Source organism: Rhodococcus sp. NPDC056743 (assembly GCF_042790355.1).
Classification (GTDB): Bacteria; Actinomycetota; Actinomycetes; order Mycobacteriales; family Mycobacteriaceae; genus Rhodococcus_F.
Window position 1 is genome coordinate 431,941 of record NZ_JBHTZI010000005.1, and the last position, 24,532, is coordinate 456,472.

General features: G+C 60.3%; 25 protein-coding genes and 2 pseudogenes. 14 read left to right on the forward strand and 13 right to left on the reverse strand.

Translation table 11 applies throughout. The annotated features are described in order from the left end of the window. The first annotated feature begins 42 nt into the window (after positions 1-42). The gene (locus ACFRFQ_RS14230; protein ID WP_378658470.1) at positions 43-726 is read left to right on the forward strand and encodes a TetR/AcrR family transcriptional regulator C-terminal domain-containing protein; all 684 of its coding nucleotides are present in this window, start codon (positions 43-45) and stop codon (positions 724-726) included. Between the two features lie 138 nt (positions 727-864). Here ACFRFQ_RS14230 and ACFRFQ_RS14235 read toward each other — a convergent pair whose 3' ends face one another. The 6 genes from ACFRFQ_RS14235 to ACFRFQ_RS14260 all read right to left on the reverse strand — a co-directional run bounded on the left by ACFRFQ_RS14235 (position 865) and on the right by ACFRFQ_RS14260 (position 6,737). After that, entirely contained in the window at positions 865-1,428 is a 564-nt protein-coding gene (locus tag ACFRFQ_RS14235; protein ID WP_378658473.1) for a TetR/AcrR family transcriptional regulator, read from the reverse strand. Next, a complete protein-coding gene (locus ACFRFQ_RS14240; protein ID WP_378658475.1) occupies positions 1,415-2,941 on the reverse strand; it encodes an MFS transporter in 1,527 nt (508 codons plus the stop codon). The genes ACFRFQ_RS14235 and ACFRFQ_RS14240 overlap by 14 nt, the downstream gene beginning before the upstream one ends. A gap of 190 nt (positions 2,942-3,131) precedes the next feature. Then, positions 3,132-3,608 carry a hypothetical protein gene (locus tag ACFRFQ_RS14245; protein WP_378658478.1) on the reverse strand — a complete coding sequence of 159 codons (477 nt, stop codon included), beginning with the start codon at positions 3,606-3,608 and terminating at the stop codon, positions 3,132-3,134. A 42-nt stretch (positions 3,609-3,650) separates the two neighbouring features. After that, positions 3,651-4,025: a VOC family protein gene (locus ACFRFQ_RS14250; RefSeq protein WP_378658481.1), complete on the reverse strand. Its 375-nt coding sequence runs from the start codon at positions 4,023-4,025 to the stop codon at positions 3,651-3,653. A gap of 53 nt (positions 4,026-4,078) precedes the next feature. After that, positions 4,079-5,914, reverse strand: a complete 1,836-nt coding sequence (locus ACFRFQ_RS14255) for an acyl-CoA dehydrogenase (protein WP_378658483.1) — start codon at positions 5,912-5,914, stop codon at positions 4,079-4,081. 136 nt (positions 5,915-6,050) lie between these two features. After that, positions 6,051-6,737: an SDR family oxidoreductase gene (locus ACFRFQ_RS14260; RefSeq protein WP_378658486.1), complete on the reverse strand. Its 687-nt coding sequence runs from the start codon at positions 6,735-6,737 to the stop codon at positions 6,051-6,053. A gap of 68 nt (positions 6,738-6,805) precedes the next feature. On the opposite strand from ACFRFQ_RS14260, the gene ACFRFQ_RS14265 reads away from it, so the two are divergent. From ACFRFQ_RS14265 to idi, 6 genes are all read left to right on the forward strand, one after another. Continuing rightward, complete coding sequence (locus tag ACFRFQ_RS14265) at positions 6,806-7,402, forward strand: TetR/AcrR family transcriptional regulator (protein WP_378658488.1); 597 nt, start codon at positions 6,806-6,808, stop codon at positions 7,400-7,402. Between the two features lie 419 nt (positions 7,403-7,821). Then, positions 7,822-8,667, forward strand: coding sequence for a carotenoid biosynthesis protein (locus tag ACFRFQ_RS14270; RefSeq protein ID WP_378658491.1), 846 nt, complete (start codon positions 7,822-7,824; stop codon positions 8,665-8,667). Next, positions 8,664-9,875, forward strand: a complete 1,212-nt coding sequence (locus ACFRFQ_RS14275) for a glycosyltransferase (RefSeq protein WP_378658494.1) — start codon at positions 8,664-8,666, stop codon at positions 9,873-9,875. Before ACFRFQ_RS14270 ends, ACFRFQ_RS14275 begins: the two co-directional genes overlap by 4 nt. 57 nt (positions 9,876-9,932) lie before the next feature. Next, positions 9,933-11,552: a phytoene desaturase family protein gene (gene crtI, locus ACFRFQ_RS14280; RefSeq protein WP_378658497.1), complete on the forward strand. Its 1,620-nt coding sequence runs from the start codon at positions 9,933-9,935 to the stop codon at positions 11,550-11,552. Further along, complete coding sequence (locus ACFRFQ_RS14285) at positions 11,545-12,561, forward strand: phytoene/squalene synthase family protein (protein WP_378658500.1); 1,017 nt, start codon at positions 11,545-11,547, stop codon at positions 12,559-12,561. The genes crtI and ACFRFQ_RS14285 overlap by 8 nt, the downstream gene beginning before the upstream one ends. A 25-nt stretch (positions 12,562-12,586) precedes the next feature. After that, entirely contained in the window at positions 12,587-13,189 is a 603-nt protein-coding gene (idi, locus tag ACFRFQ_RS14290; RefSeq protein ID WP_378658503.1) for an isopentenyl-diphosphate Delta-isomerase, read from the forward strand. A gap of 26 nt (positions 13,190-13,215) precedes the next feature. Here idi and pcaG read toward each other — a convergent pair whose 3' ends face one another. Both pcaG and pcaH read right to left on the reverse strand, forming a co-directional pair. Then, positions 13,216-13,878: a protocatechuate 3,4-dioxygenase subunit alpha gene (gene pcaG, locus ACFRFQ_RS14295; RefSeq protein WP_378658505.1), complete on the reverse strand. Its 663-nt coding sequence runs from the start codon at positions 13,876-13,878 to the stop codon at positions 13,216-13,218. Next, positions 13,875-14,639: pseudogene (pcaH, locus tag ACFRFQ_RS14300) on the reverse strand (protocatechuate 3,4-dioxygenase subunit beta). Before pcaH ends, pcaG begins: the two are co-directional and overlap by 4 nt. A gap of 94 nt (positions 14,640-14,733) precedes the next feature. Between pcaH and ACFRFQ_RS14305 the strand changes: the two are divergent. Then, positions 14,734-15,651, forward strand: a complete 918-nt coding sequence (locus ACFRFQ_RS14305; RefSeq protein WP_378658508.1) for a LysR substrate-binding domain-containing protein — start codon at positions 14,734-14,736, stop codon at positions 15,649-15,651. A gap of 27 nt (positions 15,652-15,678) precedes the next feature. Here the strand turns inward: ACFRFQ_RS14305 and ACFRFQ_RS14310 are convergent, their stop codons facing one another. Next, positions 15,679-16,584: an IclR family transcriptional regulator gene (locus ACFRFQ_RS14310; RefSeq protein ID WP_378658511.1), complete on the reverse strand. Its 906-nt coding sequence runs from the start codon at positions 16,582-16,584 to the stop codon at positions 15,679-15,681. Between the two features lie 211 nt (positions 16,585-16,795). Here ACFRFQ_RS14310 and ACFRFQ_RS14315 point away from each other — a divergent pair, with 211 nt between their 5' ends. Then, positions 16,796-17,530, forward strand: a complete 735-nt coding sequence (locus ACFRFQ_RS14315; RefSeq protein WP_378658515.1) for an IclR family transcriptional regulator — start codon at positions 16,796-16,798, stop codon at positions 17,528-17,530. A 53-nt stretch (positions 17,531-17,583) separates the two neighbouring features. Here ACFRFQ_RS14315 and ACFRFQ_RS14320 read toward each other — a convergent pair whose 3' ends face one another. Next, positions 17,584-18,726: a Rieske 2Fe-2S domain-containing protein gene (locus ACFRFQ_RS14320; protein WP_378658518.1), complete on the reverse strand. Its 1,143-nt coding sequence runs from the start codon at positions 18,724-18,726 to the stop codon at positions 17,584-17,586. 486 nt (positions 18,727-19,212) lie between these two features. Here ACFRFQ_RS14320 and ACFRFQ_RS14325 point away from each other — a divergent pair, with 486 nt between their 5' ends. Continuing rightward, a complete protein-coding gene (locus tag ACFRFQ_RS14325) occupies positions 19,213-19,806 on the forward strand; it encodes a TetR/AcrR family transcriptional regulator (protein ID WP_378658521.1) in 594 nt (197 codons plus the stop codon). On the opposite strand, the gene ACFRFQ_RS14330 is transcribed toward ACFRFQ_RS14325, so the two are convergent. Continuing rightward, entirely contained in the window at positions 19,797-20,879 is a 1,083-nt protein-coding gene (locus ACFRFQ_RS14330) for a PD-(D/E)XK nuclease family protein (RefSeq protein ID WP_378658524.1), read from the reverse strand. The genes ACFRFQ_RS14325 and ACFRFQ_RS14330 overlap by 10 nt on opposite strands. Positions 20,880-20,923: 44 nt before the next feature. Between ACFRFQ_RS14330 and ACFRFQ_RS14335 the strand changes: the two genes are divergently transcribed. The 3 genes and pseudogenes from ACFRFQ_RS14335 to ACFRFQ_RS14345 form a co-directional block, all read left to right on the forward strand. Next, a complete protein-coding gene (locus ACFRFQ_RS14335; protein WP_378658527.1) occupies positions 20,924-21,961 on the forward strand; it encodes a restriction endonuclease in 1,038 nt (345 codons plus the stop codon). A gap of 70 nt (positions 21,962-22,031) precedes the next feature. Next, on the forward strand, positions 22,032-22,190 hold the full coding sequence (locus tag ACFRFQ_RS14340) for a hypothetical protein (RefSeq protein ID WP_378658530.1): 159 nt from the start codon (positions 22,032-22,034) through the stop codon (positions 22,188-22,190). Next, positions 22,172-22,519: pseudogene (locus ACFRFQ_RS14345) on the forward strand (DUF6461 domain-containing protein); the annotation flags it as partial. The gene ACFRFQ_RS14340 and the pseudogene ACFRFQ_RS14345, both read left to right, overlap by 19 nt. A gap of 94 nt (positions 22,520-22,613) precedes the next feature. Here the strand turns inward: ACFRFQ_RS14345 and ACFRFQ_RS14350 are convergent. Then, positions 22,614-23,057, reverse strand: coding sequence for a hypothetical protein (locus tag ACFRFQ_RS14350; protein WP_378658532.1), 444 nt, complete (start codon positions 23,055-23,057; stop codon positions 22,614-22,616). A gap of 72 nt (positions 23,058-23,129) precedes the next feature. Beyond that, positions 23,130-23,588 (reverse strand): MarR family winged helix-turn-helix transcriptional regulator, encoded by a 459-nt coding sequence (locus tag ACFRFQ_RS14355; protein WP_378658535.1) that lies wholly within the window; start codon positions 23,586-23,588, stop codon positions 23,130-23,132. A gap of 62 nt (positions 23,589-23,650) precedes the next feature. Between ACFRFQ_RS14355 and ACFRFQ_RS14360 the strand changes: the two genes are divergently transcribed. Continuing rightward, positions 23,651-24,520 carry a haloalkane dehalogenase gene (locus tag ACFRFQ_RS14360; RefSeq protein ID WP_378658538.1) on the forward strand — a complete coding sequence of 290 codons (870 nt, stop codon included), beginning with the start codon at positions 23,651-23,653 and terminating at the stop codon, positions 24,518-24,520. Positions 24,521-24,532: the final 12 nt, after the last annotated feature.

The following is a 24,532-nucleotide window of genomic DNA, read 5'->3' on the forward strand; positions in this document are numbered from 1 at the left end:
ACGACGTGGGTATAAATGTCAAGAGGTGCAATACTGGCGACTATGAGCGATGCGACGGTTTCGCCGATTCGGCGTGGAAGGCCACCTGCGGGGCGGGAGAGGTTGTCGCGTTCCGTCATCGTCGATGCCGCGATGTCAGTAATCGACGACGGTGGTCCGGAAGCGGTGAGCATGCGGACGGTTGCGCGCGAGCTCGGTGTTGATCCCAAGAGTCTGTACAACCATGTCCCGGGCAAGGAGGCGCTGCTCGACGCAGTTGTCGAGCGTGTTCTGGCGCGAATGGTCGTTCCGGTGCCGACGGGTGTGCTTGGGGATGACATCCTTGCTATCGCAAGGGAGTTTCGTCATGCTGTGCTGTCGAACCACCCACGAGCGGCGAGTTTGATTCTTGCCAGACCAATCGAAGCGTTGTCCACGCTCGAGCCACTCGATGCCGCGTTGTCGGTGCTGATGAACGCGGGCGCATCACCCGAGGATGCTGTCCACGCAGTTCGTACGATGCTGGCATTCATGACCGGAACGCTTCTGCGTGAGGTTGATTCGGCTATGACACTCGCTTCGCGAAGTGGCTCGACCGCGGCCGCGCGTAGTGAGGCTCTGGCAAACGGCGGATTGCCGAATGTCCGTGCTGCGGCACAGTATCTTGCCGATATCGATCACAAACGTGAGTTCGAGTACGGATTGACTCTGTTGGTGGCGGCCTTCGAAGCGCGTCTGGCGCGGTAAACAACGATGGGAGCCCGCGGCGGCGTTCACTGTCGTTGCGGCGCGATGCCGGAGGTACCGTCGACGGAGCAACGGTCAGCGTTCCCGTGACGGACTTCGGGCCGGGTGGACTGTCTCCCTGTCCTGCGAGGAGTCGCGTCAGGACACCTCGGTAAGTGCCAACAATTCCGCGCGCGTGAGCGTCAGATCCTCGTTTGTGAGGTACTGACTAGGTTGCGCCATGGCGAGACCTTCGGCGGCGTAGCGGATTACCAGCATCTTGGGGGTGGGCAATCCGTCAGCAGTGAAGGCAGCGGTCCATTTTTCAGCGTCACGTCTGTACAGCTCCTCGACTTCCGGTGTGTTGCCGAGAACGGCCATCAGTGCAGTCGGGTTGAAGACGTTCGTCAGATAGTCGCTGTCACCGGTGAGGGCTCGAACGTATCCGCGGGCAAACTTTCCCGGTCTGTTCTCTGACAGGTCGATGTTGGCGTGAACTTCTTCCCACATTCGGCTGATGCTGTGTTCGATGACGCCGTATACCAAGGCTTCACGGCTGGGAAAGTGGTGCATGAGACCACCTTTGGTGATACCGGCACCGGTCGCGATGTCACCCAGGCTGACATTTGCTCCCCGCTCGGAGAATGTCCGCTCGGCTGCGTCGAGAATTGCACGGCGTGTTCGTTCTTTGTCGCGGGTCGAGGCCCGCTCAGTGAGCTTCATGAGATTCCATTTTGGCATCCTTCGGGGAAGGGATCACCAGCCATGCCACTGCGGCCGCAAGTGCGAGGATGGTCGCAGCGATGAAAGAGGTCGTCTGCACTGCGGTGGTGAATGCGGATTGGGCCTGCGTGATGACGGCGGTGCTGTCGACGGTTGCGACTACGGTAGCGAGGGATTCGTCGGCCGCTGCGGCATCCGACGGGTCGGTGCCGGTCGGCAGATCGAGATTGGAGCGATACATCGCCAAGTGAATCGATCCGAGCACTGCGATGCCGAGGGCGCCGCCCAGTTCGTAGGCGGTTTCGGCGATCGACGATGCGGCGCCTGCACGTTCCTTGGGAACCGAGGAGACTACGGCGTCGGTGGACAGAGTCATCGACACACCGATTCCGAGCCCTAGAACTGCCAGGAAGATGCCGATTCCCCAGAAGCTGGACTGAGTGACCGTCAGGCCGAGGCCGGCGAGGCCCACTGCGGCTGTGGCCAGTCCGAGACCGATCGCTCTGCCGGCGCCGAGTCGCGCGACCAGCACGCCGATGAACGCGATCACAGCCATCGATGCGATGGTCGACGGAAGTTCGGCGATTCCGGCCTGTAGCGGGCCGTACTCGCGGACGAGTTGGAGGTACTGGGAGAAGAAGAACAATAATCCCATGAACGCGAAGATCGACAATCCGTTGGCGGCCACCGAGCCGGCGAATGCGGGCATGCGGAACAACGAGACATCAAGGAGTGGGTACTCGAGTTGCAGCTGTCGACGCACGAAGATCCAACCGGCGATCAGGCCGGCGAGAGCGATGGCCGGGACGCTCCAGTCCAGTCCGCTGCCCACCCAGTGCTTGACGGCGTAGACGAGGGTGACGATCGCGAGAATCGACAACGCCGATGAGGCGAGATCGATTGGGTTGGTGGAATTTCCACGAGACTCGGGAATGAGAATTGGTCCTGCGATCAGAACCAGCACCATGATGGGCACATTGATCAGGAAGACGGAACCCCACCAGAAGTTCTCGAGCAACACACCGCCCACCAACGGGCCGATGGCTGCGCCGGCGGTGGCTCCGGTAGCCCAGATTGCGATCGCCGTTGTGCGTTGCTTGGCATCGGAGAACATGGCTCGGACGATCGACAGGGTCGACGGCATCAAGGTCGCGCCCGCGACGCCGAGAAGGGCTCGGGCCGCGATGAGTGTTTCGGCATTCGGCGCGAACGCAGCCAGTACCGACGCAAGGCCGAATGCTGCGGCGCCGATGAGCAGCAAACGTTTGCGGCCGATTCGATCGGCGAGGTTGCCCATCGTGATCAGCAAGCCTGCGAGGACAAAGGAGTAGATGTCGCCGATCCACAGCAACTGCGTCGCGCTCGGTTCGATATCGGCGGACAGTGACGGAACCGCCAGGTAGAGCACCGTGCCGTCGACGGTGAGCATCACCACGATCAGCACGAGTACGGCCAAGGCTGACCATTCGCGCCGTCCGGCGCGTGGAGATGCTGACGTATGTGTTTCTGGCATGCCTCACCCTAACAGTCCATTTGAACTGTTAAATAATCCATGTGGTTTGTAGGGGTAAGCATGGAGAACTCGACTACCCAAGGGGGCGGAGTGCCCTTCCCTGACACGTTCGGTCGTTTTGCCGTGGCGCCAACACGATTCCGCCGCATTTGTATGATCGGGCCTGAATCACGCAGCCAGCGTGCTCATCTCAAACAAGTGCGCCGATTTCGGCGACTACTCGATCCGAGCTGCGAACCACCCACACTGCGCGGCCGTCTCGAAATGACGGCATCAACAATCGGTTTTTTTCAATGGGCCACTGCACATAGGAAGGTCCGCCGGCCAGCTGATCCTGGACTTCTCCGGCGATCAGGGCTGTCAGCTCTTGCGTCTGTTCGATGTGTGGCACTCCGAACCCGAAGCCCATCAGCGGGCTGGTTCCCGCGGTCTTATGCCGTGGCCGCGGGCCGGCGTCGAGTGCGAGGTGGCAGTAGCCGTCGTCGAGCGTCGACACCGTCCACACGCAGTTCTGCATGTAGGTAGAAGGGCCGTGCCAGCGGCACTGCAGATCTCGGCCCACGGCTTGGCAGGCGTCAACGAATTTCGCAGGGACGTCGTCTACGGCGTCCGGTCCCATGATGGGGAAGCTCCAGACGTCGACGTAATCGATTTCGGGCAGGTACATGCTTCACTCCCCTGTAGCGCCTGAAAGCAGGAACGCTCAACGTCAGGTAGTTGGCGGGTGTTCTGCAATGCAGAAGAGATTGCCTTCCGGGTCGGCCAAGGTTGTCCACTGAACATGAGGCACCTCGTCGAGCACGTCCCAGCGATGAGTTGCGCCGAGGGCTACCAATCGCTCGACCTCCGCTTGCCGTGAGCCCCACGGGACTGTGAGGTCCAGATGGATGCCCTGGTGCTCCCGCGGCCGCGTCGAGGGCTGAAAGAACATCGCGAATCCGCTTGTGCTCGATGGCGGCAAGTAGACGCTCTCGCCACTTCTGGAAGGAGCGGACCCGATGACCACGGACCAGAATTCGGCCAGTTCGCCCGGATTCTCGGCCTCGATGTTCACGGATCCAAGACTGATCTGCTGTTCCACCATGTCCGCCACACTACTGACGGTCCCCGACACCGCGGTGGTTTCGGAGCGTTCTGTTAGAACGCCTCCTCCTCGAGTTCCATGATCTCGTTGTCGATCGCGCCGAGGATTTCCTTCGTCGAGGACAGGATAGGCAGGATGTTCTTGGTGAAGTACGACGCGATGACGACCTTGCCCCGATAGAACGACCGCTCTTTTGCCGACGCTCCATGATCCAACGCCGTCAGCGCCACCTCTGCTTGGACGAGTAGTCGCCAGGCGATCAGCAAGTCGCCCACCGCGTACAGGAAGCGAACCGAGGCAAGGCCCACTTTGTACAACTCGGACGGCTGTTCCTGGGAAGCCATCAGATAGCTGGTCAGTGTCCCCGCCATCGCCTGCACGTCGTTCAGGGCGGTTTCGAGCAATACCCGATCGGCCTTGAGTCTTCCGTTGCCTGCGCCGCTGTCGATGAACTGGCGCACCTGACCGGCTACATGTGCGAGCGCAACGCCACGGTCGCGGGCGATCTTCCGAAAGAAGAAGTCCTGCGCCTGGATTGCTGTTGTGCCCTCGTAGAGCGTGTCGATCTTTGCATCGCGGATGTACTGCTCGATTGGATAATCCTGCAGATAACCGGAACCGCCGAGGGTTTGCAGGCTCTCGGTGAGCAGCTCGTAGGCTTTCTCTGAGCCGACGCCTTTGACGATCGGCAGCAGTAGGTCGTTCACTCGCGCCGCCAATTCGGCGTCGGCACCGGAAACCAGTTCGGCGACATCGGCATTCTGGTGTGCTGCGGTGTACAGGTAGACGGCTCGGAGCCCCTCGGCGTATGCCTTCTGCATCGCCAGGCTGCGTCGCACGTCGGGGTGGTGGGTGATGGTCACGCGGGGTGCGGTTTTGTTTGTCAGTTCGGTGAGGTCTGCACCTTGCACGCGTTCCTTGGCGTAGGCGAGGGCGTTGAGATATCCGGTAGACAGCGTCCCGGCGGCCTTGGTGCCCACCATCATTCGGGCATTTTCAATCACTTGGAACATCTGAGCAATGCCGTTGTGTACATCGCCGACGAGCCAACCCACCGCGGGAACGTCGCTGGCCCCGAACGTGATCTCGCACGTCGGGGACGACTTGAGGCCCATCTTGTGCTCGACGCCGGTGACATACGCGCCGTTGCGGTCGCCGAGTTCGAGTGTCTCCGGATGGAAATGGAACTTCGGGACGTAGAACAGACTCAAGCCCTTGGTTCCGGGACCGGCGCCCTCAGGGCGGGCCAGCACCAGGTGGAAGAGGTTCTCGGCAGTGTCACCGACGTCGCCGCCGGAGATGAACCGCTTGACGCCCTCGATGTGCCAGGTCCCGTCGTCCTGTGCGATGGCCTTCGTCCGGCCCGCGCCTACGTCAGATCCGGCGTCAGGTTCGGTCAGTACCATGGTGGCGGCCCAGCCGCGCTCGAATCCTTCTTTCGCCCAATGCTTTTGCTGGTCGTTTCCGATGGTGTAGAGGACGCTCGCCATCAGTGGACCCATGTTGAAAAAGCTCGCCGATCCGTTTGCCGCGATCAACATCTCGCCGATCGCCCAGACCAACGGCGCGGGAGCCGGTACACCACCGATGCCCTCCGAGAGTCCGAGCCTCGACCAACCTGCCTCGTTCACGGCCTGGACGGTTTTGCGGAGTGGTTCCGGGACCACGACCGCGTGGTTCGCTGCATCGAACTCGACGGGGTGCCGATCCGCATCGGCAAAGGACGCGGCGACGGGGCCCTCCGCCAGCCGTGCGACTTCGGCGAGGATGTCGCGCACGGTATCGGTATCGAGGTCGCCGTAGGCGCCACCGTCCAGCAGTTCACCGATCCCGAGTACTTCGAACAAGTTGAACTCGATGTCGCGGACATTGCTCTTGTAGTGACTCATGATTCTCCGACCTCGGCTCGTCATCAGTACACAAGAAAGCCTGCCCCACAAAGATTTCAGTACGCAACCGTAGGTTGAACATGTGACCATGCGAGAGTCGACGGAGCTGGCATTGCTGCACAATAGCGCGCGACGGCTACTCCGAATTCGGTGCAAACGCAAGATTTCGCTTGATGTACCGAGTGGTGTCGTCTGCAAGGATCTCGAGTAGGTCTTTCTCGATGCCGTCCAACGCCTGCGCGGCCACATCGGCTGGGTCGATCTTCTGCTCGGCGGGCACGCCGGCCGCCATGTCGGTGTCCATGTATGCAACGTGCAGTGCCGAGACGGCTATCCCGCGCGGCGCCAGTTCTTCTCGAGCGGCGTCCGTCATCGCCCACGCTGCTGCTTTGGCTGCGGCATAGGATCCGAGTGCCGCGGGGTGCAGCCAGGACAGTACGGAGAGCACGTTGAGAACCGTTCCCCCGCTGTTGTTTTCGATGACAGGCGCGAAGGCGCGGGTCACGGCGAGTGGGCCGTAGAAATTCACGTCCATCTCGCGGCGCACTTCATCCATACTGCCGGCAACCAGCGGGGTCGAGGTGGAGATGCCTGCGTTGTTGACGAGCAGATTCGCATCCGATGCGGTGCGGGCGGCAGCCTTGATCGACTCCTGGTCGGTCACGTCAAGCTGTAGGGGGATGGCGCCGGGCAGATCGACTGTTTCCGGATTGCGCGCCGCTGCGTACACCTTGGCTCCCCGCTCCACGAGTCCGGCGGCCAGGTGCCGTCCGAGTCCTCGATTAGCGCCGGTTACGACAGCAACTGCATTGTTCAGATTCATGATGTCTCCCAGTTTGAGGCACGTCGTAATTTAGATTATGAATGTAATCTAAAGTCACGCTAAGATAGATGTCAAATGAAATCCAAACGGAAGTGTGGTTGATGGGCCGCGTATCGCAACAACAAGCGGAAGAGAACCGTCGACGTGTCGTGAAAACCGCCGCGCGCCTGTTCCGAGAGCAGGGCACTCAGCTCAGCGTCGCCGACCTGATGAAAGCGTCCGGATTGACCCATGGTGGCTTCTACAAGCAGTTTGCCTCGAAGGAGGCGCTCATCGACGAGGCCACCGCCTACGCATTTGCCGAACTGGCGCAGACCTACAAATCCGGGTTGGAACAGGATGCGGAACGACGTGAGTCCGCCCAGCAGTCTGTGATCGACACCTATCTGTCCGTCGAGCATCGCGATAACCCGGCAGATGGATGCCCTGCTGCGGCTCTTGCCGTCGACATCGCGCGCGAACCTGAAGATTCCGAGGCCCGCCGGGTCTACGCCCACGGTGTCGGTAGTTTTGCCGACGGTTTGGCCGACGACGATCAGGATGGCATTGCGCGACTATGCACCATGGTCGGAGCGATCCTCCTCTCGCGAGCTACCAAGGGTTCGCCTGTCTCGGATGAGATTCTCACTGCAGCGCGCGCTGCGCTCAAAGCAACCAACGGGTGATTCTGGAAGACGACGGCGCGTGTCGAAAACTTTTTTCCAAGAGTTCCCATCCGTGTGTGCTCCGGCTACGAATGCCACGCAGACGGTGTGTACCGTCTCCGTGCTCAACGATGTCGAGACGGTGTTGACAGGAAGGGCAGAGTGTCATGCATGCACTGGTAGAAGCCGATTTTCCGTCGATCAACAGTCCGTTCGTCAAGCTTTCGTGAAGTTCCGGCCGACGATCACAGGAATCTGACCGAAATGTCTATTTCTTCTTCTGGTACCCCTGCTTCTGGAGACGAGAATCCGCGCCCGAGCAAGCCGGGTGTCGGCTTTCTACAGATGTTCATGGATGCGAGTCGTGCCCCTCGGTCATCTCGCGAAGTGGCGGAGCAATCAGCCCAGGAACCGCGCGCTTCCACCGATGAACGATCGTGATGGGTGCTCCCGCGACTTCGGGTCGATGGATCCCTCTCGTCTGGGTGCTCGTCGTGTGCGCTTTGGTCGCCCAGATCATCTATCCCTTGGTGAGCGGAAATTCGCGCGACGGGATCACGGTTGCGGTTGTCGCTCTGCTGGCCGCCGCTTCGATTGTTCATGCGGTGATCGCCCGAGGACCGGCGTGGACCTTGGTGCTGGTCGCCGCCACTGCGGGGTTGGGTCTGGCTGCCGAAATGATCGGCACAGCAACAGGTTTCCCCTTCGGTAGCTACTTCTACGCCACCGATCGGTTGGGGCCGGACATTTTGGGGGTTCCGGCGGTGGTTCCACTGGCGTGGACGGCCGGGTTCTATCCCATCTGGTGCGCGGTGGGTTACGTACTCGAACGCACTCGCACGTCACCGCAGTGGCGCTCGAGCCAGCGAATCGTCATCACCGCTGCCGGGATGGTCGGATGGGATCTCTATCTGGATACTCAGATGGTGACGGACGGCCAGTGGACGTGGACTTCCGGCAATTCGGGTCTTCCCGGCATACCGTCGATTCCGTTCACGAACTATCTGGGCTGGTTTGCCACCGCCCTGATAATGGCAGTTGTGATCGAGTACGTCGGAAAGCGTTTTGATACCCGCAGTAAGTACGGGCCGCGGGTTTCGGATGCGGCGCCGGTGGTGTTGTTCATGTGGACGTGGCTCGGCTCGGCTCTGGCCCATGCTGCGCTGCTCGACGGCGACGAATTGAAGTATTCGGCGATCTACGGCTTCTGCGCGATGGGTATTGTGGGGATTCCTCTTGCATGGATGTGGACCTGGCAGCCCAGAGAGGACTCGGTGACGGTATGACCTCTACAGGTTCACGAATCCTGCATCACCTGACTGCGGCGGGTACGGCGCTCGCCGGATTGTCGGCGATGATGTCGATCGGGAACGCACTGTTCATGCCGCGTTTGCGGCGAACGGGCGCCGGTAAACCAGATGATCGCGTCGTGGTGTGTATCCCCGCCCGCGACGAGGAATCCACCGTTCCTCTGCTCATTGCGGATCTGCGGGAACAGACCTATGCGGGCGAGCTTCGGGTGGTAGTCCTCGACGACGGTTCGAGTGACGGAACATTGGCTGCCGCTCGCCGCGCCGCCGACGGCGATCCGCGCATCACCGTCGTATCGACGTGTTCGCCACCCAGTCCTGGTTGGACGGGAAAGGCCGCTGCATGTCGGACCCTCGCCGATATTGCTCTCGATGACCGACCTGACGTGATCGTTTTTGTCGATGCGGACGTCAGGCTGACGCCCGATGCGGTCGCGGCGTCGGTGTCCGTCCTCCGCGAGCACGATGCAGCCTTGATGTGCCCGTGGCCCGAACAGGAGTCGGGCAGCCTTGTCGAGCATCTCGTCCAGCCGTTGCTTGCCTTCTCGTGGATGTCCAGTCTTTCAGTGCCTTTGGCGAACCGGTCCCTGCGGCCATCACTTGCGGTGGCGTGCGGTCAATTTCTGATGTTCGATGCCGGCGCATACCGTGAAATCGGTGGACACGAGTCGGTGGCGTCCAGTTCCACCGAGGATCTGGACATAGCCCGAACTCTTCGCCGCAACCGCAAACGCACGATCCTGGTTTCGGGTGCAGGATTTGTCAGCTGCCGGATGTATCGCAGTTGGCCCCAACTCCGGGAGGGCTACACACGGTGGTTGTGGTCCTCGTTCGGCGGACGAGTGGGCACCGCCCTTGCTCTTGTGGGCGTCAGCGTCGTATATCTTCTTCCTCCGGTTGTGGCGCTGGTAGGAACGGGCCGCACACGCCGGGTGGGAACCGTCGGCTATCTTGCCGCGGTCACTGCTCGGCTGTGTTCCGCGCGATCCGAATCTGCCGGCAGAGCTGACGTCGCAGATCTGGCACGGACTGCCGCCGCGGCGTGCGCGCACCCGATTTCGGCAACGATTTTTGCCACTCTCGTGCTCGATTCGCGTCGGCGTTTCGCGCGAAACGAACTGTCGTGGAAGAGTCGACCGTTGAACGCCCCGACCATCGACGTGGCGCCCTCAGTAGCACGATGAAGAAATGAGAATCCTGATGTCGGCCCCGAACGCAGCGACTGTGACAGGTGATCGATCATGAGATCAGTGAGCGGGCAGGTTGATTCGGTTGTTGTTGTCGGCGCGGGCCTCGCCGGACTCTCCGCTGCGCTCCATCTGACCGGGGCGGGCAAACGCGTCACGGTCCTCGAGCGCGAGAGCACGATCGGTGGTCGCGTCGGTACCTACCCGGTGCACGATGACGCGGGTCGATTCCTGTACGACATCGACAACGGCGCCAGTGTTCTCACCATGCCGAACTTGATCGCCGACGCGTTGGCCGCGGTGGGTGAATCTTTTGATTCCGTCACTCCTGCAATCACTTTGACGAAGCTCTCACCCAGTTATCACACGCGGTACGCCGACGGCAGTTCCATCAACGTGTACTCCGATCCGCTGGCTATGTCGGCAGAGGTCGAAAGGGCATGCGGTCCAGGCGAGTCCGACGGTTACCGCAAGCTTCGACGGTGGCTGGCATCGATCTTCGACACAGAGTTCGACCGGTACATGGATTCGAATTTCGATTCGCCACTCGATCTGGTGTCGTCTCCATCGGCAGTGCGCGACACTGCAACTTTGGTTCGGTTGGGTGGTTTCGGTCGGCTGGGGCCGCGGGTTGGATCATTTGTGAAAGACGAACGACTGCGACGAATCTTCACATTCCAAGCGCTGTACGCGGGAATGGCTCCGGCTAAGGCGTTGGGCGTGTACGGCGCCATTGCGCACATGGACACCTCGCTCGGGGTCTACTTTCCGGTGGGCGGCATGGCCAGAATCGCCGAGGTGATGGCCGACGCGTTCACAAGGAACGGTGGAGTGCTCCATACCGGCGCCGAAGTAGCTGCGGTGAGTCTCGAGAACAAACGCGCCACAAAGGTTGTGACGTCGGATGGTCGGAGTTTTGCGTGCGATGCCCTCGTGTTGACTCCGGACCTACCGGTAGTTGATCGGTTGCTCGACCAAGCGGGTGCGCCGTCTACGGGTCGGCGACGCGGATATTCGGTGGTATCACCGTCAGCTGTTGTCTTTCACGGCACGGTTCCGGTGGATGTGACGCAGTCGTGGCCGTCAAAATCTCACCACACCATCGACTTTGGCGAACAGTGGACCGAGACCTTTGCGCGGATCACCGCGCGTCGTGGCCGCGGGCAGTTGATGGATGATCCCTCTCTCCTGATCACACGACCGGCTGTGACGGACCCAGCGCTCCAGCTGGTGCGTGGCGGAGTCAGGAGTGAACCCATCTCGATCCTGGCTCCTTGCCCGAATCTTGCGAGCGCTCCACTTGATTGGGATCGTCTGGGGGTTCCGTACATGCGTGAGATTCAAGGAGTATTGGAACGGCGCGGCTACCGCAACCTGACCTCGTCGATGTCTGTCGATCACCTCGACACCCCACAAACCTGGCTGGACAAGGGAATGCTCGACGGCAGTCCCTTCTCGTCGGCGCATGTATTCCGTCAGACCGGGCCCTTCCGGCGCAAGAATCTGGTTCCTGGTCTCGGTAACGTCGTCCTCGCCGGCTCAGGGACCACTCCCGGCGTCGGGGTGCCGACGGTTCTCATCTCGGGAAAGCTTGCTGCAGAGCGGATAACAGGATCGAACAACGCACAGTCGTCTGTCTCTCTCAGCGTCGAGGTCGGTGTAGATCATGCGTGAACTCGACAAGATCGACCCGAGCCTCCACGGCGCGTATCGACTGTGCCGTGACCTGAACGAGCAACATGGAAAAACGTACTTCCTCGCGACCCGACTTCTGCCGGCCGACAAGCGCGCAGGAGTGCATGCACTTTACGGGTTTGCGCGGATGGTCGACGACATCGTCGATGTGGATTCCGGCGACAGCGAATCAGGTTATGTTCCAACGCTTTCCTTCGGTGCCGATACGTCGCCTACCGAAGCCGATCGTAGGGCAAGCGCGAAGTTGGACTTGTTCGAGTCTCGCATTCGGAATGCGCTCGATGGACAGCCGCTCGGGCAGAGCAGAGCCGATCTCGTACTCAGAGCTCTCGTGGATACCACTGCAAGATATGACATTTCACACGAGTACTACTACGCCTTCCTGCGCTCGATGCGAATGGACATACCAGGAACCACGATGTTCCGCTCGCGGTATCGCACGATGGCTGAACTGTCCGAGTACATGTACGGATCCGCCGCTGTCATCGGCCTGCAAATGCTGCCGATCCTGGGCACCGAAGTAGATCGTGACAGTGCCGCCGGACCAGCAGTGGCCCTGGGTGAAGCTTTTCAGCTGACCAACTTCATCCGGGATATGGGCGAGGATCTCGATCGTGATCGGATCTACTTGCCGACCGATGAACTGAATGCTTTTGGTGTCGACGAAGATCTATTACGGAACTGCCGCGATACCGGCCGCAGTGATGTCCAACTCGAGCGCGCTCTCGCGCATCTGATCGCGCACACTCGCGCGGTGTACCGGACAGCTGAACCAGGGATCGACATGCTCGACCCCATGGTGCGCCCCGCGATGCGCACGGCGTTTGTCCTCTACGGCGACATCTTGCGTGCGGTGGAAGACGGCGGATACCGCGTGCTGCACAAGCGAGCACGCGTATCCCAGCGGCGCCGCTTGTCGATCGCCGCCCCACGACTGGCAGAAACCGGATGGATCAGCCTCCGAACCCGGCTGTCGCCGACGCTTTGATCGAACGAAGAGAACAGGAACCCACATGGAATACGTCGTGTTGCTCGACGACGCAGGTCGGTCCATCGGGATCGAGCTGAAATCGACCGTCCACACCACCGCAACTCCGCTGCACCTTGCCTTCTCGGCGTACGTCTTCGATCGGAAGGGTAACCTCTTGATTACCCGGCGTGCACTGGAAAAGGCAACATGGCCCGGAGTGTGGACGAACAGTTGCTGCGGCCATCCGGCTCCGAACGAATCGCTCGAGGACGCCGTCCGACGTCGACTGAATCAAGAACTCGGAATAGACGTCGACGATGTCAGCCTTGCGCTCCCGTTCTTCCGATACCGCGCAGTGATGGCCACCGGTGTCGTCGAAAACGAGATCTGCCCCGTCTTTCGAGTGATCTACGACGGACCGCAATCACTTCCCGATCCGGAGGAAGTGGAAAGCGCCGAATGGGTTGATTGGCGGGAATTTTCGGATTCTGTTCTCAGTGGTGATCGCGAGGTGTCGCCGTGGTGTCGTGAACAGGTGCAGCAGCTTCGGCAGCTGGGTCTTGATCCCCGCCAGTGGCCCACCGCGGACGCGGCGGCACTGCCGCCGGCGGCGCGCGAAGGTATGGGTCGGCGGCTACCCCGCTAGCCGCACCGGCTGCCTTGGTACGCAGTTCAGATATCGAAGAAAACCGTCTCCGCACCACCATCTGGGGTGTCCTGTAGTCGAATGTCGAAGGTGTAGACGGACTCTCCACTTTCACTCCGGCGTTCGGCAATCAGAGTGCTTCGACGCGTATGGAGTTCGATTCCCGAGAGGATCGGGTCTGCTGCGTTGAGTTCGGCTTCGTCGTCGAAGTACAGGCGGGTATGCAGTCCGATGTTGATGCCTCGGGCGAAGATGACGAAGCAGATGTGGGGAGCCTGCAGGCGGCCGCCGTTGTGCTCGACGGGTCCGGGTTTGATCGTCCGGAATTCGAAGACTCCGGTTTCGAAATCTGCTCCGGTGCGGCCCCAGCCGACAAAGTTCGGATCGACGCTCTTGTCTTGCGGGTCGAGGTGATGGGCGTACTTTCCGGCCGCGTTGGCCTGCCAGATTTCGAGCAAGGCGTCGCGAACCGGCGATCCACTGCCGTCGAAGACGCGGCCCTTGATCGTGATCCTTTCTCCGACTGTGTCGTCGGAGACAAGAGTGTTGTCGAAGTTCTTCTCGAAAATCTCGAAGCCCGCCTGCTGCGGCGCAAGTCCGATGTGTACGTACGGACCGCCGGTCTGCGACGGGGTTTCGGGAAATCGCGTCGGAATCATCTGTGCGGCAAACTGATAGGCGACGTTCATCGTGATGCTCCCGGAATCGTGTTCTCGAAGAAGGTGGCTCGTCGCCCGCGGAGGGTGACATCGAAGCGATAGGTTCGAGCGTCGAATGGTACGTCGTTCGCCGGATCCTCGTGTGCGATGAGGCTGCGTACCTGTTCGATGGACGGAATCGTTGCGGCAATCGGGCACCGCTCGATCAAGGGGTCGCCCTCGAAATAAAGTTGAGTGATCAGGCGCTGCGCCCAGCCGTCCGCGCTGAGAGACATATGGATATGTGCAGGACGCCAGGCGTTCGCACTGTTTGCCCACGGGTACGGTCCGGGTTTGATGGTGCGGAAGACGTAGTAGCCGTTGTGGTCGGTGAGCATCCGCCCGCAACCGCCGAAGTTCGGATCGATCGGCGCGAGATACTGGTCATTCTTGTGCCGATAGCGTCCACCTGCGTTGGCCTGCCACACTTCCACGAGTGCACCGGACACCGGATTTCCGAATTCGTCACGTACATGGCCGTGCACGATCAGCCTTTCGCCGATCGGCAAGCCGGCTTTGGAGAAGTTGAGGATCAGGTCGTTGTCTTTCTATCCCAGGTCTTTTCCGTTGAAAACGGGCCCGGTGATTTCGGATAGCGTGTTACGGGACGAGAGCAGAGCCTGACGAGGTGAGCGCAGGATGCTGGTCTTGTAGCCAGGTGTCAGGGCGGGAGGATGCAGTTTGACGTCGCGCTCAACGAATTCGCCGATTGTCACGGTGGTGCTCCTGTCGAAGGGATGTGAGCTCACCATATTTTCGATGACTAGTCATGTAAATTGACGATTTCTTGCTACTTTCATAACCTGGGTTCATGAAACATGAATTCGTGCCCGGTGGCCAGGTCGCATGGCCGGCGTAGCGAGCAGTCGGATTCAGCTTCGGCACCTGATCTGCTTTGTCACCGTTGCGCAGGAGCGCAATCTCGGCCGGGCCGCGCAGCGTCTGCATCTGACGCAGCCCGCCGTCACCAAGACGCTCAATGAACTCGAGCAACTTGCGGGGATGCGTCTGGTGGAGAGAGGCCGTCATGGTGCCCGTCTCACTCCGGCTGGTGAGTATTTTCTGGGGCACGCATCCGCGGCGGTCGACGCCATGACGGCCGCGGCACAGGCGCTGGTCGCCCCCGGAGTGCCCAGCGCGCCGATTCGCGTCGGTGCGCTGCCTACTGTTGCGAGCGTTCTACTGCCGAGGGCGATTTCACAGCTACATGAAACGTATCCGGATTTGGGAGTGCATGTTGTCACCGGAGTCAACGACGCTCTCCTCGAAGGGATTCGCGTCGGCGACCTCGACCTGGTGGTGGGTAGAATGACGGATCCCGATGCCCTGCAAGGGCTCGAATTCGAACTGCTTTACACCGAGTCGCTCGCGCTTGTCGTTCACCCCGAACATCCTCTGACGACGTGTGCGGAGCCGCTGTCGATGCCACGGGTGCTCGAATATCCGGTGGTCGTGGCTACATCAGGGACGGTTCCGCGCCGACACACCGAAGTGCTTCTGCGACGGCACGGACTAACTCTGCCGAGCGGTTGTGTTGAGACACTTGATGTATCGGTTGCGCGTACTCTGGCCCGCCGCACGGACTCGGTGTGGTTCACGCCCGAGCGCGTGCCGCAAACCGATCTGGACGACGGAATGCTTGTGCGCTTGCCGCAGTCCGCCCCTGGTACGGCTGAGCCCGTCGGACTGTTCCATCGGACCAGCGAGCCTGCTGTCGGTGTCGAAACTTTGGCTGGGATCCTCAGGCGGCTGGCTTCCGCGTGAAATCTCCCGAGCGCGAATCCGATGGCTTCATAGCCAGTGTTCGGAGGAAGCCATGAGGCGATCCATGGTCGCTGCGGAGAATGTGCTCGTGGGAACCGGCGTAGGTTTGCGGCCACGGCGCGGAACACCCAAATCGGGGTACAGGGAGCGTGACACCTCACGAGTGACGTCGAGAACCAGGGGAGCTACCCGCTCGAGCTGAGCCGTCCGCATGTCTCCACACAACGAGATGCTCCCGATCGGACCTTCGTGACCGCGAATCGCCGACGCGACACAGGCGACACCCGGTGTCGATTCGCCACACTCGAAGGCCAAGCCTCGACGCTGACGAATGCGGCTCAGTTCTTGATGCAGCACCGCGATGTCGGTGATTGTGCTTTCGGTGCAGCGCGGAAGCGTCGCACCGAACAAGGCGTCAACCCGTTCAGGGGCGATGCACGCCAGCATTGCCTTGCCGCCCGCCGTTGAATGTGCAAGGGCTCGACCGCCGACGCGTGACGGTAGTGCCGTAGCGAAGCGCCCACCCACCTTGTCGAGGTAGACACTTTCGCCGTCGTCGAGTACCGACAAATGCACCACAAGTCCGGTCTTGAGGTGCAGCTCGTGCAGAAGCGGTGCTGCGGCTGCACGCATCTGGCTGTGGTCGCCGGCGCCGCCGTCCAACCCGAGTGCGCGTCGACCGAGACGGTAACCAATCGGCGCGTGAGCGACCCAGTCCAGCTTGACGAGCTGTTCGAGAATGCGGTGGACGGTCGATCGCGGCAACCGGGCGCGGCGCGCGGTTTCTTCGAGACTGAGGTGCGTTGCCCGACCGTCGAAGGCGTCGAGAATCAGTGTCATCCGCTCGACCATCGACGGAGGTAGGTCCGTGGCTGCCGGAGTGCCGGTCGGTGGAACAGGGGACTTCCTGTCGTTCATGTCGACAACGGTCATGCACGCCTATCCTTTCCCGGGGTTTCCCGAGTGTCGCTCTGATGCCGTGGGCATCTGGCGTGTCCATCAGGTGGTGACCCCTGTCACTTTCACTGTATAGTCCGATTGTACATTGATCAAGCGATCAAACAACCTGCATATGGCCCTTAAAGCCAAAGGGGTCATTCACGCAGCGTGCACGCCGTGCGCTGCCCACCCACGGAGATGCCCCATGCCCTGTGATGAAAATTCCCCGGTAGCGGTGCTCGATCGCGCCTCGATACTGCTCGACGCGTTCGACGAGGACGAGAGACTGACGTTGTCGGACTTGTCGAGACGGACGGGACTGCCCGCGTCGTCGGCCCACCGTATGCTCGGGCAACTCGTACGTCTGACATGGCTTCAGCGTGAGGGGCACACATATCGGTTGGGTCGTAGGATGCTCGAACTCGGTTCGCTTGCGTTGCATCATGATCGGCTTCACCGCGTGGCGCAACCCATCCTCTATCAACTGCACGCGACTACAGGGCTCGTGGTTCACCTCGCCGTCCCCGTCGGAGCTGACGTTCTCTATCTCGACAAGATCGGTGGCTCATTTGCTGTTCGGCTGCCCACCCGCGCCGGAGGGCGCCTACCTGCGGCGTCAACCGCAATCGGCAAAACTCTTATGGCGGAATTGGATCCGACTGCAGAGCTAGCGCCGCCTCCTCGTGCAACGTCGAACACGATTGTGGACCCAGCTCGACTGAGGAGGGAGTACGCCGACATTCGGTGCCGCGGAATTGCCCACGACCGGAACGAGACATTGCTCGGCGTATCGTGCGTAGGCGCCGCTGTCATGCAGGGCAGCAAACCGATTGGCGCGATCTCTGTGACCGGACCTACCGGTACATTCGACTCTATGGCTGCCGCAGCGCCAGTCCGCCTCGCAGTAGCGACGATTCGAAATCGACTGTCCGGAAACTGATGTTGCCGCGCACTGCAGGGGCAGGGCGCGGCAACAGTAAACCAGAGGGAATCTTACGTATCCGCGGAGGTGCGAGCGAGATTTTCCTGCACCTCTGTGGACCAATTCTCCAGAGCGCGAGTGGTATCCACCTCGTACTCGTAGCGTGCGGTCATTTCGTCGGTGACGTCCTCGACGTCCACATAGAACTGCTGGTACCAGCGACGCAGTTGGTAGACAGGTCCGTCTTCCTCGGTGAGGAGCGGATTTTCGATGCGGCTCTTGTGTTTCCAGATCTCGATGTCCTGGAGGAACTGTGTCTCGAGCCCCTCGGTGAACATCTGTGCGGTGGCTTCGGCTTGCTCGTCCGAGTTGCCCGGCGTGCGTTCGACGCAAGTGCCGTACTGCAGGACAAACGAATTGTCGGTGACCGGGTAGTGGCAGTTGATGACCTTTGCCTCGACCGTGGTGTCGCCGGAAATCGTCCACACCGTATCGAGCATGAAAGACGGACCGTAGTACGCAGCTTCCGACACTGTCTCAGCGTCTGGAAGATCCATCTGTACACCGGTTTTGATGTCGTCCCGGCCCACCGAACGCATGTACTGCGCAGCGACCTGACCTTCGAACACATTCTTGAAATAGCCCGGCATCTGGAAGTGGACGTAGAAGAAGTGAGCCATGTCGACAACGTTGTCCACGATCTCGCGGCAATGTGAACCTTCGACATGGAATGTGCGCCACGACCACTCGCTCCATCGATCGGTACCCCACCCCTCGATCTCCGGAATCGTCACATCCTCCGGTGGCTTGTTACCCTCCGGATCGTGCCATGTAAAGAGCATTCCGTTGCGTTCGAGGGCATTCCACGATCGTGTGCGTGCAAGTGGAGGAACGCGTCGAGCGTAGGGAATGCCGGTGCAGCGTCCGTTCCCGCCCCATCGCCAATCATGGAACGGGCACGCGATCGAGTCGCCCTTGATCTGCCCCATTGCCAGGTTGCCGCCCATATGTCGGCAGTATGCGTCAAGGATATGCAACTCGTTCTCGGAATCGGCGAACACCACCAAGTCGGTGCCGAAAGCCTTGATTTGATGCGGATTTCCGTCACGGAACGTCTCGGCCAGGCCGAGGCAGTGCCAGCCTCGCGCAAACCGAGTCGGGTTCTTTCCTGCCTCGATGACCCGAACCTCAGGTTCGGCGAATGTTTCACTCATGAATCCTCCAGTGTCTTCAGCGATGAAGTGATACGTATGAAAGGCCCTCAGGGCGAAGAGATTCGCGGAGTTCGCCATTCTCAATCGCAGCCTGTACAGCGTCGGTCAGTCCGCTGCACGACTGCACAAGCGATCCGGGTTGCAGGGTGTTGACCTCGACGTCGCGGTACGGGCACCGCACTTTTTCTGCAGCCGGCCATTGAATGCCGGTGTGGATCGAGCTGTACTTCTCGACGAGAACTCGCTGGCCGCATGATGCGCAGTCGACAGGCGCCATGGCACTTCCTTCCTATCGTTCTCTCTCGAACGTAGTGAGAAACGACTGTCAGTCGACAGGCCAATTCCATTGAGCTGAAAACGTGCTGGGAGCCAGCTGTGGTGCTGGCGTTGAACACGGGTCGATACTGTAGAGGTCATTCGCTCGTTTCGGTGAGCGGTCGTATTCGACAGTCGCATACGCGAAACAGCATCAGGAGAACAGACGATATGGAACCGCAGGAGCGACGACAGCAAATCCTCGATCGCGCCGGCGAGATATTCGCAACAAAAGGGGTAGCGGCCACGACGATCCGGGAAATCGGCGACGCCGTGGGAGTGCGCTCCGGTGCGCTCTACCATTACTTCCCCTCGAAGGACGCGATAGTCGCAGAGATCGTCAGGATCTATCTTCAGGATCTTGTAGACAGGGTGCGCGCAGTCACTGCCGTGGAGCCGACGGAACGTATCGGGGCGCTCGCCGAAATCGCTCTGCGCTGCTCGCACAAATACCTTCACGCGACGTCCATCTGGCGTCGTGAGGGCGACTACATCCACGCAACAATTCTCGAGCACGGCAATATCGGGGAGCTGTTCGGCCAATTCGAGAGAGAGTGGTCGAACACGTTGGCCGTCGGTGTCGCGCAGGGCATTTTCCGCGACGACGTTGATCTCGACGTCGTCGATCACATGCTTCGATATGCAATCTGGTCGTCGAGTGAGTGGCATACACCGACCGAGGACAAATCTGTGGACTGGCTCGCCCACGAAGTTGTCAAGGTAGTCCTCGGCGGTTTGTTACGTACCCCGAACGTTCAGCCGTGAGGTTCTGAGTATTCGGTGAGATGATCCATGAGAATAACGATCAGCTGTTCTAGTTCATTGCGCGTCATATCAGTGAGATCGAGTGAGAACTTGGCGGCGAGGCGGCGACCCCAGTCGTGGAAGAAGACGGGGTGGGCCGAGATTTTGCCGTCTCCTGCGATATCCACGGCTGCTAGCCATTTTTCGATACTGGTTTCTCGTGCTCGCGGTTCCTTCAGTGGCTTATCGGCTGACAATATTGTTGCCAACGTGCCTGTTCCAGAGTTTGCGCATGCGGATTGAACCTTCGCAACAGTAAGGGCTGGCACTAGTGGCATGGCCAAAAGGTGAGCAGTTCGTCTGGCCGCAGCCAGATCTTCACCACAGTCGACGTGCACACCGAGTCGGGCGATCCACGGAAGGTGAGGATTGCTCTTGTCGTTGCAACGGATGTCGATGCAGAAGTACGCGTCGTCGGTTCCTGAGGGATGCGGTAGGTACGCAGTGATGGATGGCTGCCCGCCAGAGGTTGCACGTGTGTACATGGCGTACGGGGTGCGGGCAGCTAACTCATGCGAAACTGCTCGCAGCGCGACGGTCAGGATCGCTGAATCCATTTGGCCGAAACGGCTATTCAGTTGCGACTTCCATGCAGCGAAAACAGATGATGCCTCGGCGGCGAGGCCGCGAACTGTCGAGTTCGTAGATGACGACCAGTAACCGAATAGGTTGGCGAGTTCGATGTGGGTCCACCCTTCTGGAACTGTTGAACCTCCGAACTCCAAGTCCACTAGAAACTTGCGGGCATCGTGTGTATGTGCGAATTCCGCGTATCTGTCGAGTTGATCACCGTGCTCAGTTGCCGAAATCTTCAACTCGAGAATTGCGATGGGGCTTGTGGCGCCGTACAGGACCACATCCATGCGGCCTTTCCCATGAGGAACTTCTACTCGGGCACTGACGACGCTTTCATCGAGTCCAAGTGCATTCTGCAGCGGCGTCGCGTCGCGCTCCACTAAATATCCGATGAATGCGCCGACATTTACCTCGGAACGAAAGAGGCGTTGAAGAAACAGTGAGGGGTATGTCGCCATAGTCGGCCTATTCCAGTCTGTTGGCTACCGATACCGTGTCCGTCATGAGAGCAATGTGGGGTATCCACAACGACGAACCCAGCGTTGATCTGATCGCTGGGAAATTTATCAGTATCGGTTGGGACAGGGTTGCGAATCTGAAGCAGATCGGCGCCGATCGCGGCACCATCAAGACTTTGCTTTCAGAGCAATACCCGGCGGGGAAAGCCGGTTCGTACCCAGTGCAGGCTGGGGTACTAGTGCGATTCGCATTCGACATGGAAGTCGGTGACACCGTCATAGCGCCCCACAAAGCCGATTCGACGATCAACATCGGCGTCATCGACGGTGATTACTATTTCGATCCCGATGCGCCGACGCACCGCCACCGACGGCCGGTACGGTGGCAGCGGATCGGGATTCCGCGGTCGGAGTTCAGCACGTCGGCGCTGTATGAAATCGGCTCGGCAGTAACTCTATTTCGGGTCAAACGCCATGACGGCGAATTTCGGACGTATCTCGAGACTGGCAGCGCGGATGCAATTACCGCGGTCGTCGGAGCCGCGGCGAATGCGGACGAATTGGATATTGCCGTCGACAGCGCAACCGAAGAACCGAGCCCATCGCGGCTGATGGAATCGACTGCTGACTTCATCATCAACGTGTTGAAAATTGACATCAGCCACCGCGGTTTCGAACTCTTTGTCGCTGATCTGCTGACGGCGATGGGTTACCGCACTCGTGTTCTCCCGTACTCGCGAGACGGGGGAATCGATATTGTGGCGCACCGCGACCCGCTGGGGTTGGAGCCGCCCCTGATCAAGGTGCAATGCAAGCACACCGACAGAACCATGGGACGTCCAGAAGTGCAGCAACTCATCGGAACCTTGTCCACCGGGGAGGTGGGTTTGTTTGTGTCGCTGGGTTCGTACAGCGCCGACGCGCAGTCGCTGGATCGGACTCGTGGCGACTTGCGCTTGATCGGCCGCAGCGAGATCGTGGAATGGATTCTCGATCACTACGATCTGCTACCCGCCCACTGGCGAAGCAGGCTGCCATTGCGGAAAGTGTTTGTTGTCGACCGAGAAATCGGACTCGATTGAACAATCATATCCACCCGAACCTCGGAAGGATTCAGTTTCGAAGATAAAGACCTACAACGATTTTGAATGGGTGATCCGCGCCTATCCGTGGGTCGAGAACGGTCTCGTCGTGACGTACGTTCGTGACGCGGATCCAACGACGGTTATCGAGGCTATGGCAGATGAATTTCTCGGCAACGCAATCGGGGTGAGTGGCGTCAACGAGCGCGGGTGGGAGAACTCTCGATAGTCGGGGCTGCGGAACTGGGGGAATGGACGATTGTGGTTGCGCCCATGTCCACGGTGGGTGTTTCCGAAGAGCTGATGTTGCCTCTATCCATCGGGCGTGAAGTGGTAACCCACGCCCGAGTCGTCGAAGCCGTTTCCTCGTTCAACGTATGGCGAAACGGGGAGTGCGTCGTGTACTTCGATCCGCTGCTGCGATGTGGCTTCGGACTCGATCCGATGCCGGCAGCGTGGGAGCCTCGGATGCGTGAAGTCGGAATCGATCCCAAGGCCGAGGGCCCCTTGTCAGATGGCCGATTCCACGTGTTGGAGGCGTCGTTTGCAATGGCAGCGAACTATACAGGCGCGCAGATTACGCCTGAGTTCTTCTCCGCGGCGAAGTTTCTGGTTGGCGGCACCGAGTGGTCGGCGTCGGAGCGGAGGTGGCTTACTCGGCTGTTTGGCCAAGCACTGCTGCTCCTATTCCGAGGGCCACCGCATCCTCGACAAGGGCTGCTGCCAGAGCAGGCACTCGCTTCGACGCCCACCCTCGGTACGCATGGCCTGCGTATGACCCTGCCACTGCGGATGCTGCGCCGATTGTGATCGCTGGAACGACGGGCTCGCTCAGGGTCCGCGCAATCGCGTAAGCCGCTGCACCGCCGGCTGCGGCACGCGCGGTCAAAGACGGAGGTGCGAGCCGCGATGGTGTCGTCGGGAGTTTGTCCATGACGAACTCACCACCGATTGCAACGACGGATCCACCGATCGAGAGTCGTTCGTATCGCGTGCTCCGGAACGTGAGCCACAAGAACGTCGTGATTCCGATCGCGCTGCGAAACCCGCTGGCCTTGCCGATTGCCGCGTAGAGAACTGCAGATCGAAGGTTCATGCGATTCAGTATGTCCGCTATTGCCCTTCAGTGGAGCGATCTTCTAACTTCGCGCGATGACCGATGAACGTCCTATCCGTCAGCTGCATCGGTCGCGTCGAGTAGAGCGCTGAGGATGCGATGGAGTTCGACGAGTTCGTGGCTGCCCTCACCACCGAGAACGCGTGTGTTTTCATGGTCCACTTGTTGGACAATATCTTTGGCCTGTAGCGCGATTCGGTGACCCTGTTCGGTGAGATCGAGACGAACTGCCCGCGCGTCACGCGTGTCGCGTTCGCTCGATACGAAGCCTCCCCGCTCCAGTGCGCGGACCAGCTTGGAAATGTAAATCGGTTGCAGCCCAGTCTGTTCGGCGAGTTCACGTTGGCTGGGTCTGTCACCCGCGCGGACAAGAGTGTGAAGGGGTGCGAGCACCGAATATTGAGCGTGTGTGAGGCCGAGAGGGGTGAGCGCCCGGTCGATTCGCGCACGCCAGCGCAGGCCGAGGTGCCAGACGAGTGATCCTGTTGTCCATGATTCGCGGTCTTGCATGAAAATAGAGTACATGGCTACTATTCGAAAATAGAGTACATAGAAACTATTTGAGGAGCGCCATGCCTATCACGTCTGTGCTCGACTCGAACATGGCTCACCGGGAGTGGGGCGACGGCAGGCCGTTCGTGCTGCTGCACGGTAATCCCACGTCGTCGTACTTGTGGCGCAAGATTCTGCCGACAGTCGGGACGCTCGGTCGCGCCATCGCTCCCGATCTCATCGGGATGGGGGAGTCCGGTAAACCGACCGTCGATTACGGTTTCGTCGACACCGCCCGCTATCTCGACGCCTGGTTCGACGCGCTGGAACTCGACGATGTTGTGCTTGTGGGGCACGACTGGGGCGGAGCACTTGCATTCGACTGGGCTGCGCGACATCCTGATCGCGTTCGGGGAGTTGCCTTCCTCGAGACGATCCTCCGTCCGATGACGTGGGCGGAACATTTTCCAGGTGACGCCAGGGCACGGGTCGAGGCTTTACGGACTCCCGGGGTGGGTGAGGCAAAAGTGCTCGAGCAGAACTTCTTTCTCGAGGTTGCCCTCGACAAGACCGTCCTCAGCGGGCTCTCGGACGGCGATGCGGCCTCCTATCGTGCTCCGTTCCCCACGCCGCAGAGTCGTCGACCATTGCTTGCCTGGCCGCGCGCGTTCCCCATCGAAGGTAGCCCGGCGGATGTGCACTCGCGCGTGACGGCGTACGGCGAATGGCTAGCGGGCAGCGGCGGCATACCGAAGCTCCTGATGACGTTCAGCGGCCCATCCGAACTCCTTATGATCGGCCATGACGAGATCGAGTGGAGCCGAGCGAACATAGCCCATCTCGATGTCGTGGAATGTGGGCCCGCCGGCCACCTCGCGCCCGAGGATCAGCCAGACGCTATTGCCTCCGCGATCGTGGAGTGGAGTCGACGCCATCACCTGGATTGCTGAGGACGAACCAGG

Excerpts from the sequence above, each read along its gene's own strand:
- ACFRFQ_RS14230 (WP_378658470.1), top strand. The coding sequence starts at position 43 with ATGAGCGATGCGACGGTTTCGCCGATTCGGCGTGGAAGGCCACCTGCG.
- ACFRFQ_RS14235 (WP_378658473.1), bottom strand. The coding sequence starts at position 1,428 with ATGAAGCTCACTGAGCGGGCCTCGACCCGCGACAAAGAACGAACACGC.
- ACFRFQ_RS14240 (WP_378658475.1), bottom strand. The coding sequence starts at position 2,941 with ATGCCAGAAACACATACGTCAGCATCTCCACGCGCCGGACGGCGCGAA.
- ACFRFQ_RS14245 (WP_378658478.1), bottom strand. The coding sequence starts at position 3,608 with ATGTACCTGCCCGAAATCGATTACGTCGACGTCTGGAGCTTCCCCATC.
- ACFRFQ_RS14250 (WP_378658481.1), bottom strand. The coding sequence starts at position 4,025 with ATGGTGGAACAGCAGATCAGTCTTGGATCCGTGAACATCGAGGCCGAG.
- ACFRFQ_RS14255 (WP_378658483.1), bottom strand. The coding sequence starts at position 5,914 with ATGAGTCACTACAAGAGCAATGTCCGCGACATCGAGTTCAACTTGTTC.
- ACFRFQ_RS14260 (WP_378658486.1), bottom strand. The coding sequence starts at position 6,737 with ATGAATCTGAACAATGCAGTTGCTGTCGTAACCGGCGCTAATCGAGGA.
- ACFRFQ_RS14265 (WP_378658488.1), top strand. The coding sequence starts at position 6,806 with ATGTCAAATGAAATCCAAACGGAAGTGTGGTTGATGGGCCGCGTATCG.
- ACFRFQ_RS14270 (WP_378658491.1), top strand. The coding sequence starts at position 7,822 with ATGGGTGCTCCCGCGACTTCGGGTCGATGGATCCCTCTCGTCTGGGTG.
- ACFRFQ_RS14275 (WP_378658494.1), top strand. The coding sequence starts at position 8,664 with ATGACCTCTACAGGTTCACGAATCCTGCATCACCTGACTGCGGCGGGT.
- crtI (WP_378658497.1), top strand. The coding sequence starts at position 9,933 with ATGAGATCAGTGAGCGGGCAGGTTGATTCGGTTGTTGTTGTCGGCGCG.
- ACFRFQ_RS14285 (WP_378658500.1), top strand. The coding sequence starts at position 11,545 with ATGCGTGAACTCGACAAGATCGACCCGAGCCTCCACGGCGCGTATCGA.
- idi (WP_378658503.1), top strand. The coding sequence starts at position 12,587 with ATGGAATACGTCGTGTTGCTCGACGACGCAGGTCGGTCCATCGGGATC.
- pcaG (WP_378658505.1), bottom strand. The coding sequence starts at position 13,878 with ATGAACGTCGCCTATCAGTTTGCCGCACAGATGATTCCGACGCGATTT.
- ACFRFQ_RS14305 (WP_378658508.1), top strand. The coding sequence starts at position 14,734 with ATGGCCGGCGTAGCGAGCAGTCGGATTCAGCTTCGGCACCTGATCTGC.
- ACFRFQ_RS14310 (WP_378658511.1), bottom strand. The coding sequence starts at position 16,584 with ATGACCGTTGTCGACATGAACGACAGGAAGTCCCCTGTTCCACCGACC.
- ACFRFQ_RS14315 (WP_378658515.1), top strand. The coding sequence starts at position 16,796 with ATGCCCTGTGATGAAAATTCCCCGGTAGCGGTGCTCGATCGCGCCTCG.
- ACFRFQ_RS14320 (WP_378658518.1), bottom strand. The coding sequence starts at position 18,726 with ATGAGTGAAACATTCGCCGAACCTGAGGTTCGGGTCATCGAGGCAGGA.
- ACFRFQ_RS14325 (WP_378658521.1), top strand. The coding sequence starts at position 19,213 with ATGGAACCGCAGGAGCGACGACAGCAAATCCTCGATCGCGCCGGCGAG.
- ACFRFQ_RS14330 (WP_378658524.1), bottom strand. The coding sequence starts at position 20,879 with ATGGCGACATACCCCTCACTGTTTCTTCAACGCCTCTTTCGTTCCGAG.
- ACFRFQ_RS14335 (WP_378658527.1), top strand. The coding sequence starts at position 20,924 with ATGAGAGCAATGTGGGGTATCCACAACGACGAACCCAGCGTTGATCTG.
- ACFRFQ_RS14350 (WP_378658532.1), bottom strand. The coding sequence starts at position 23,057 with ATGAACCTTCGATCTGCAGTTCTCTACGCGGCAATCGGCAAGGCCAGC.
- ACFRFQ_RS14355 (WP_378658535.1), bottom strand. The coding sequence starts at position 23,588 with ATGCAAGACCGCGAATCATGGACAACAGGATCACTCGTCTGGCACCTC.
- ACFRFQ_RS14360 (WP_378658538.1), top strand. The coding sequence starts at position 23,651 with ATGCCTATCACGTCTGTGCTCGACTCGAACATGGCTCACCGGGAGTGG.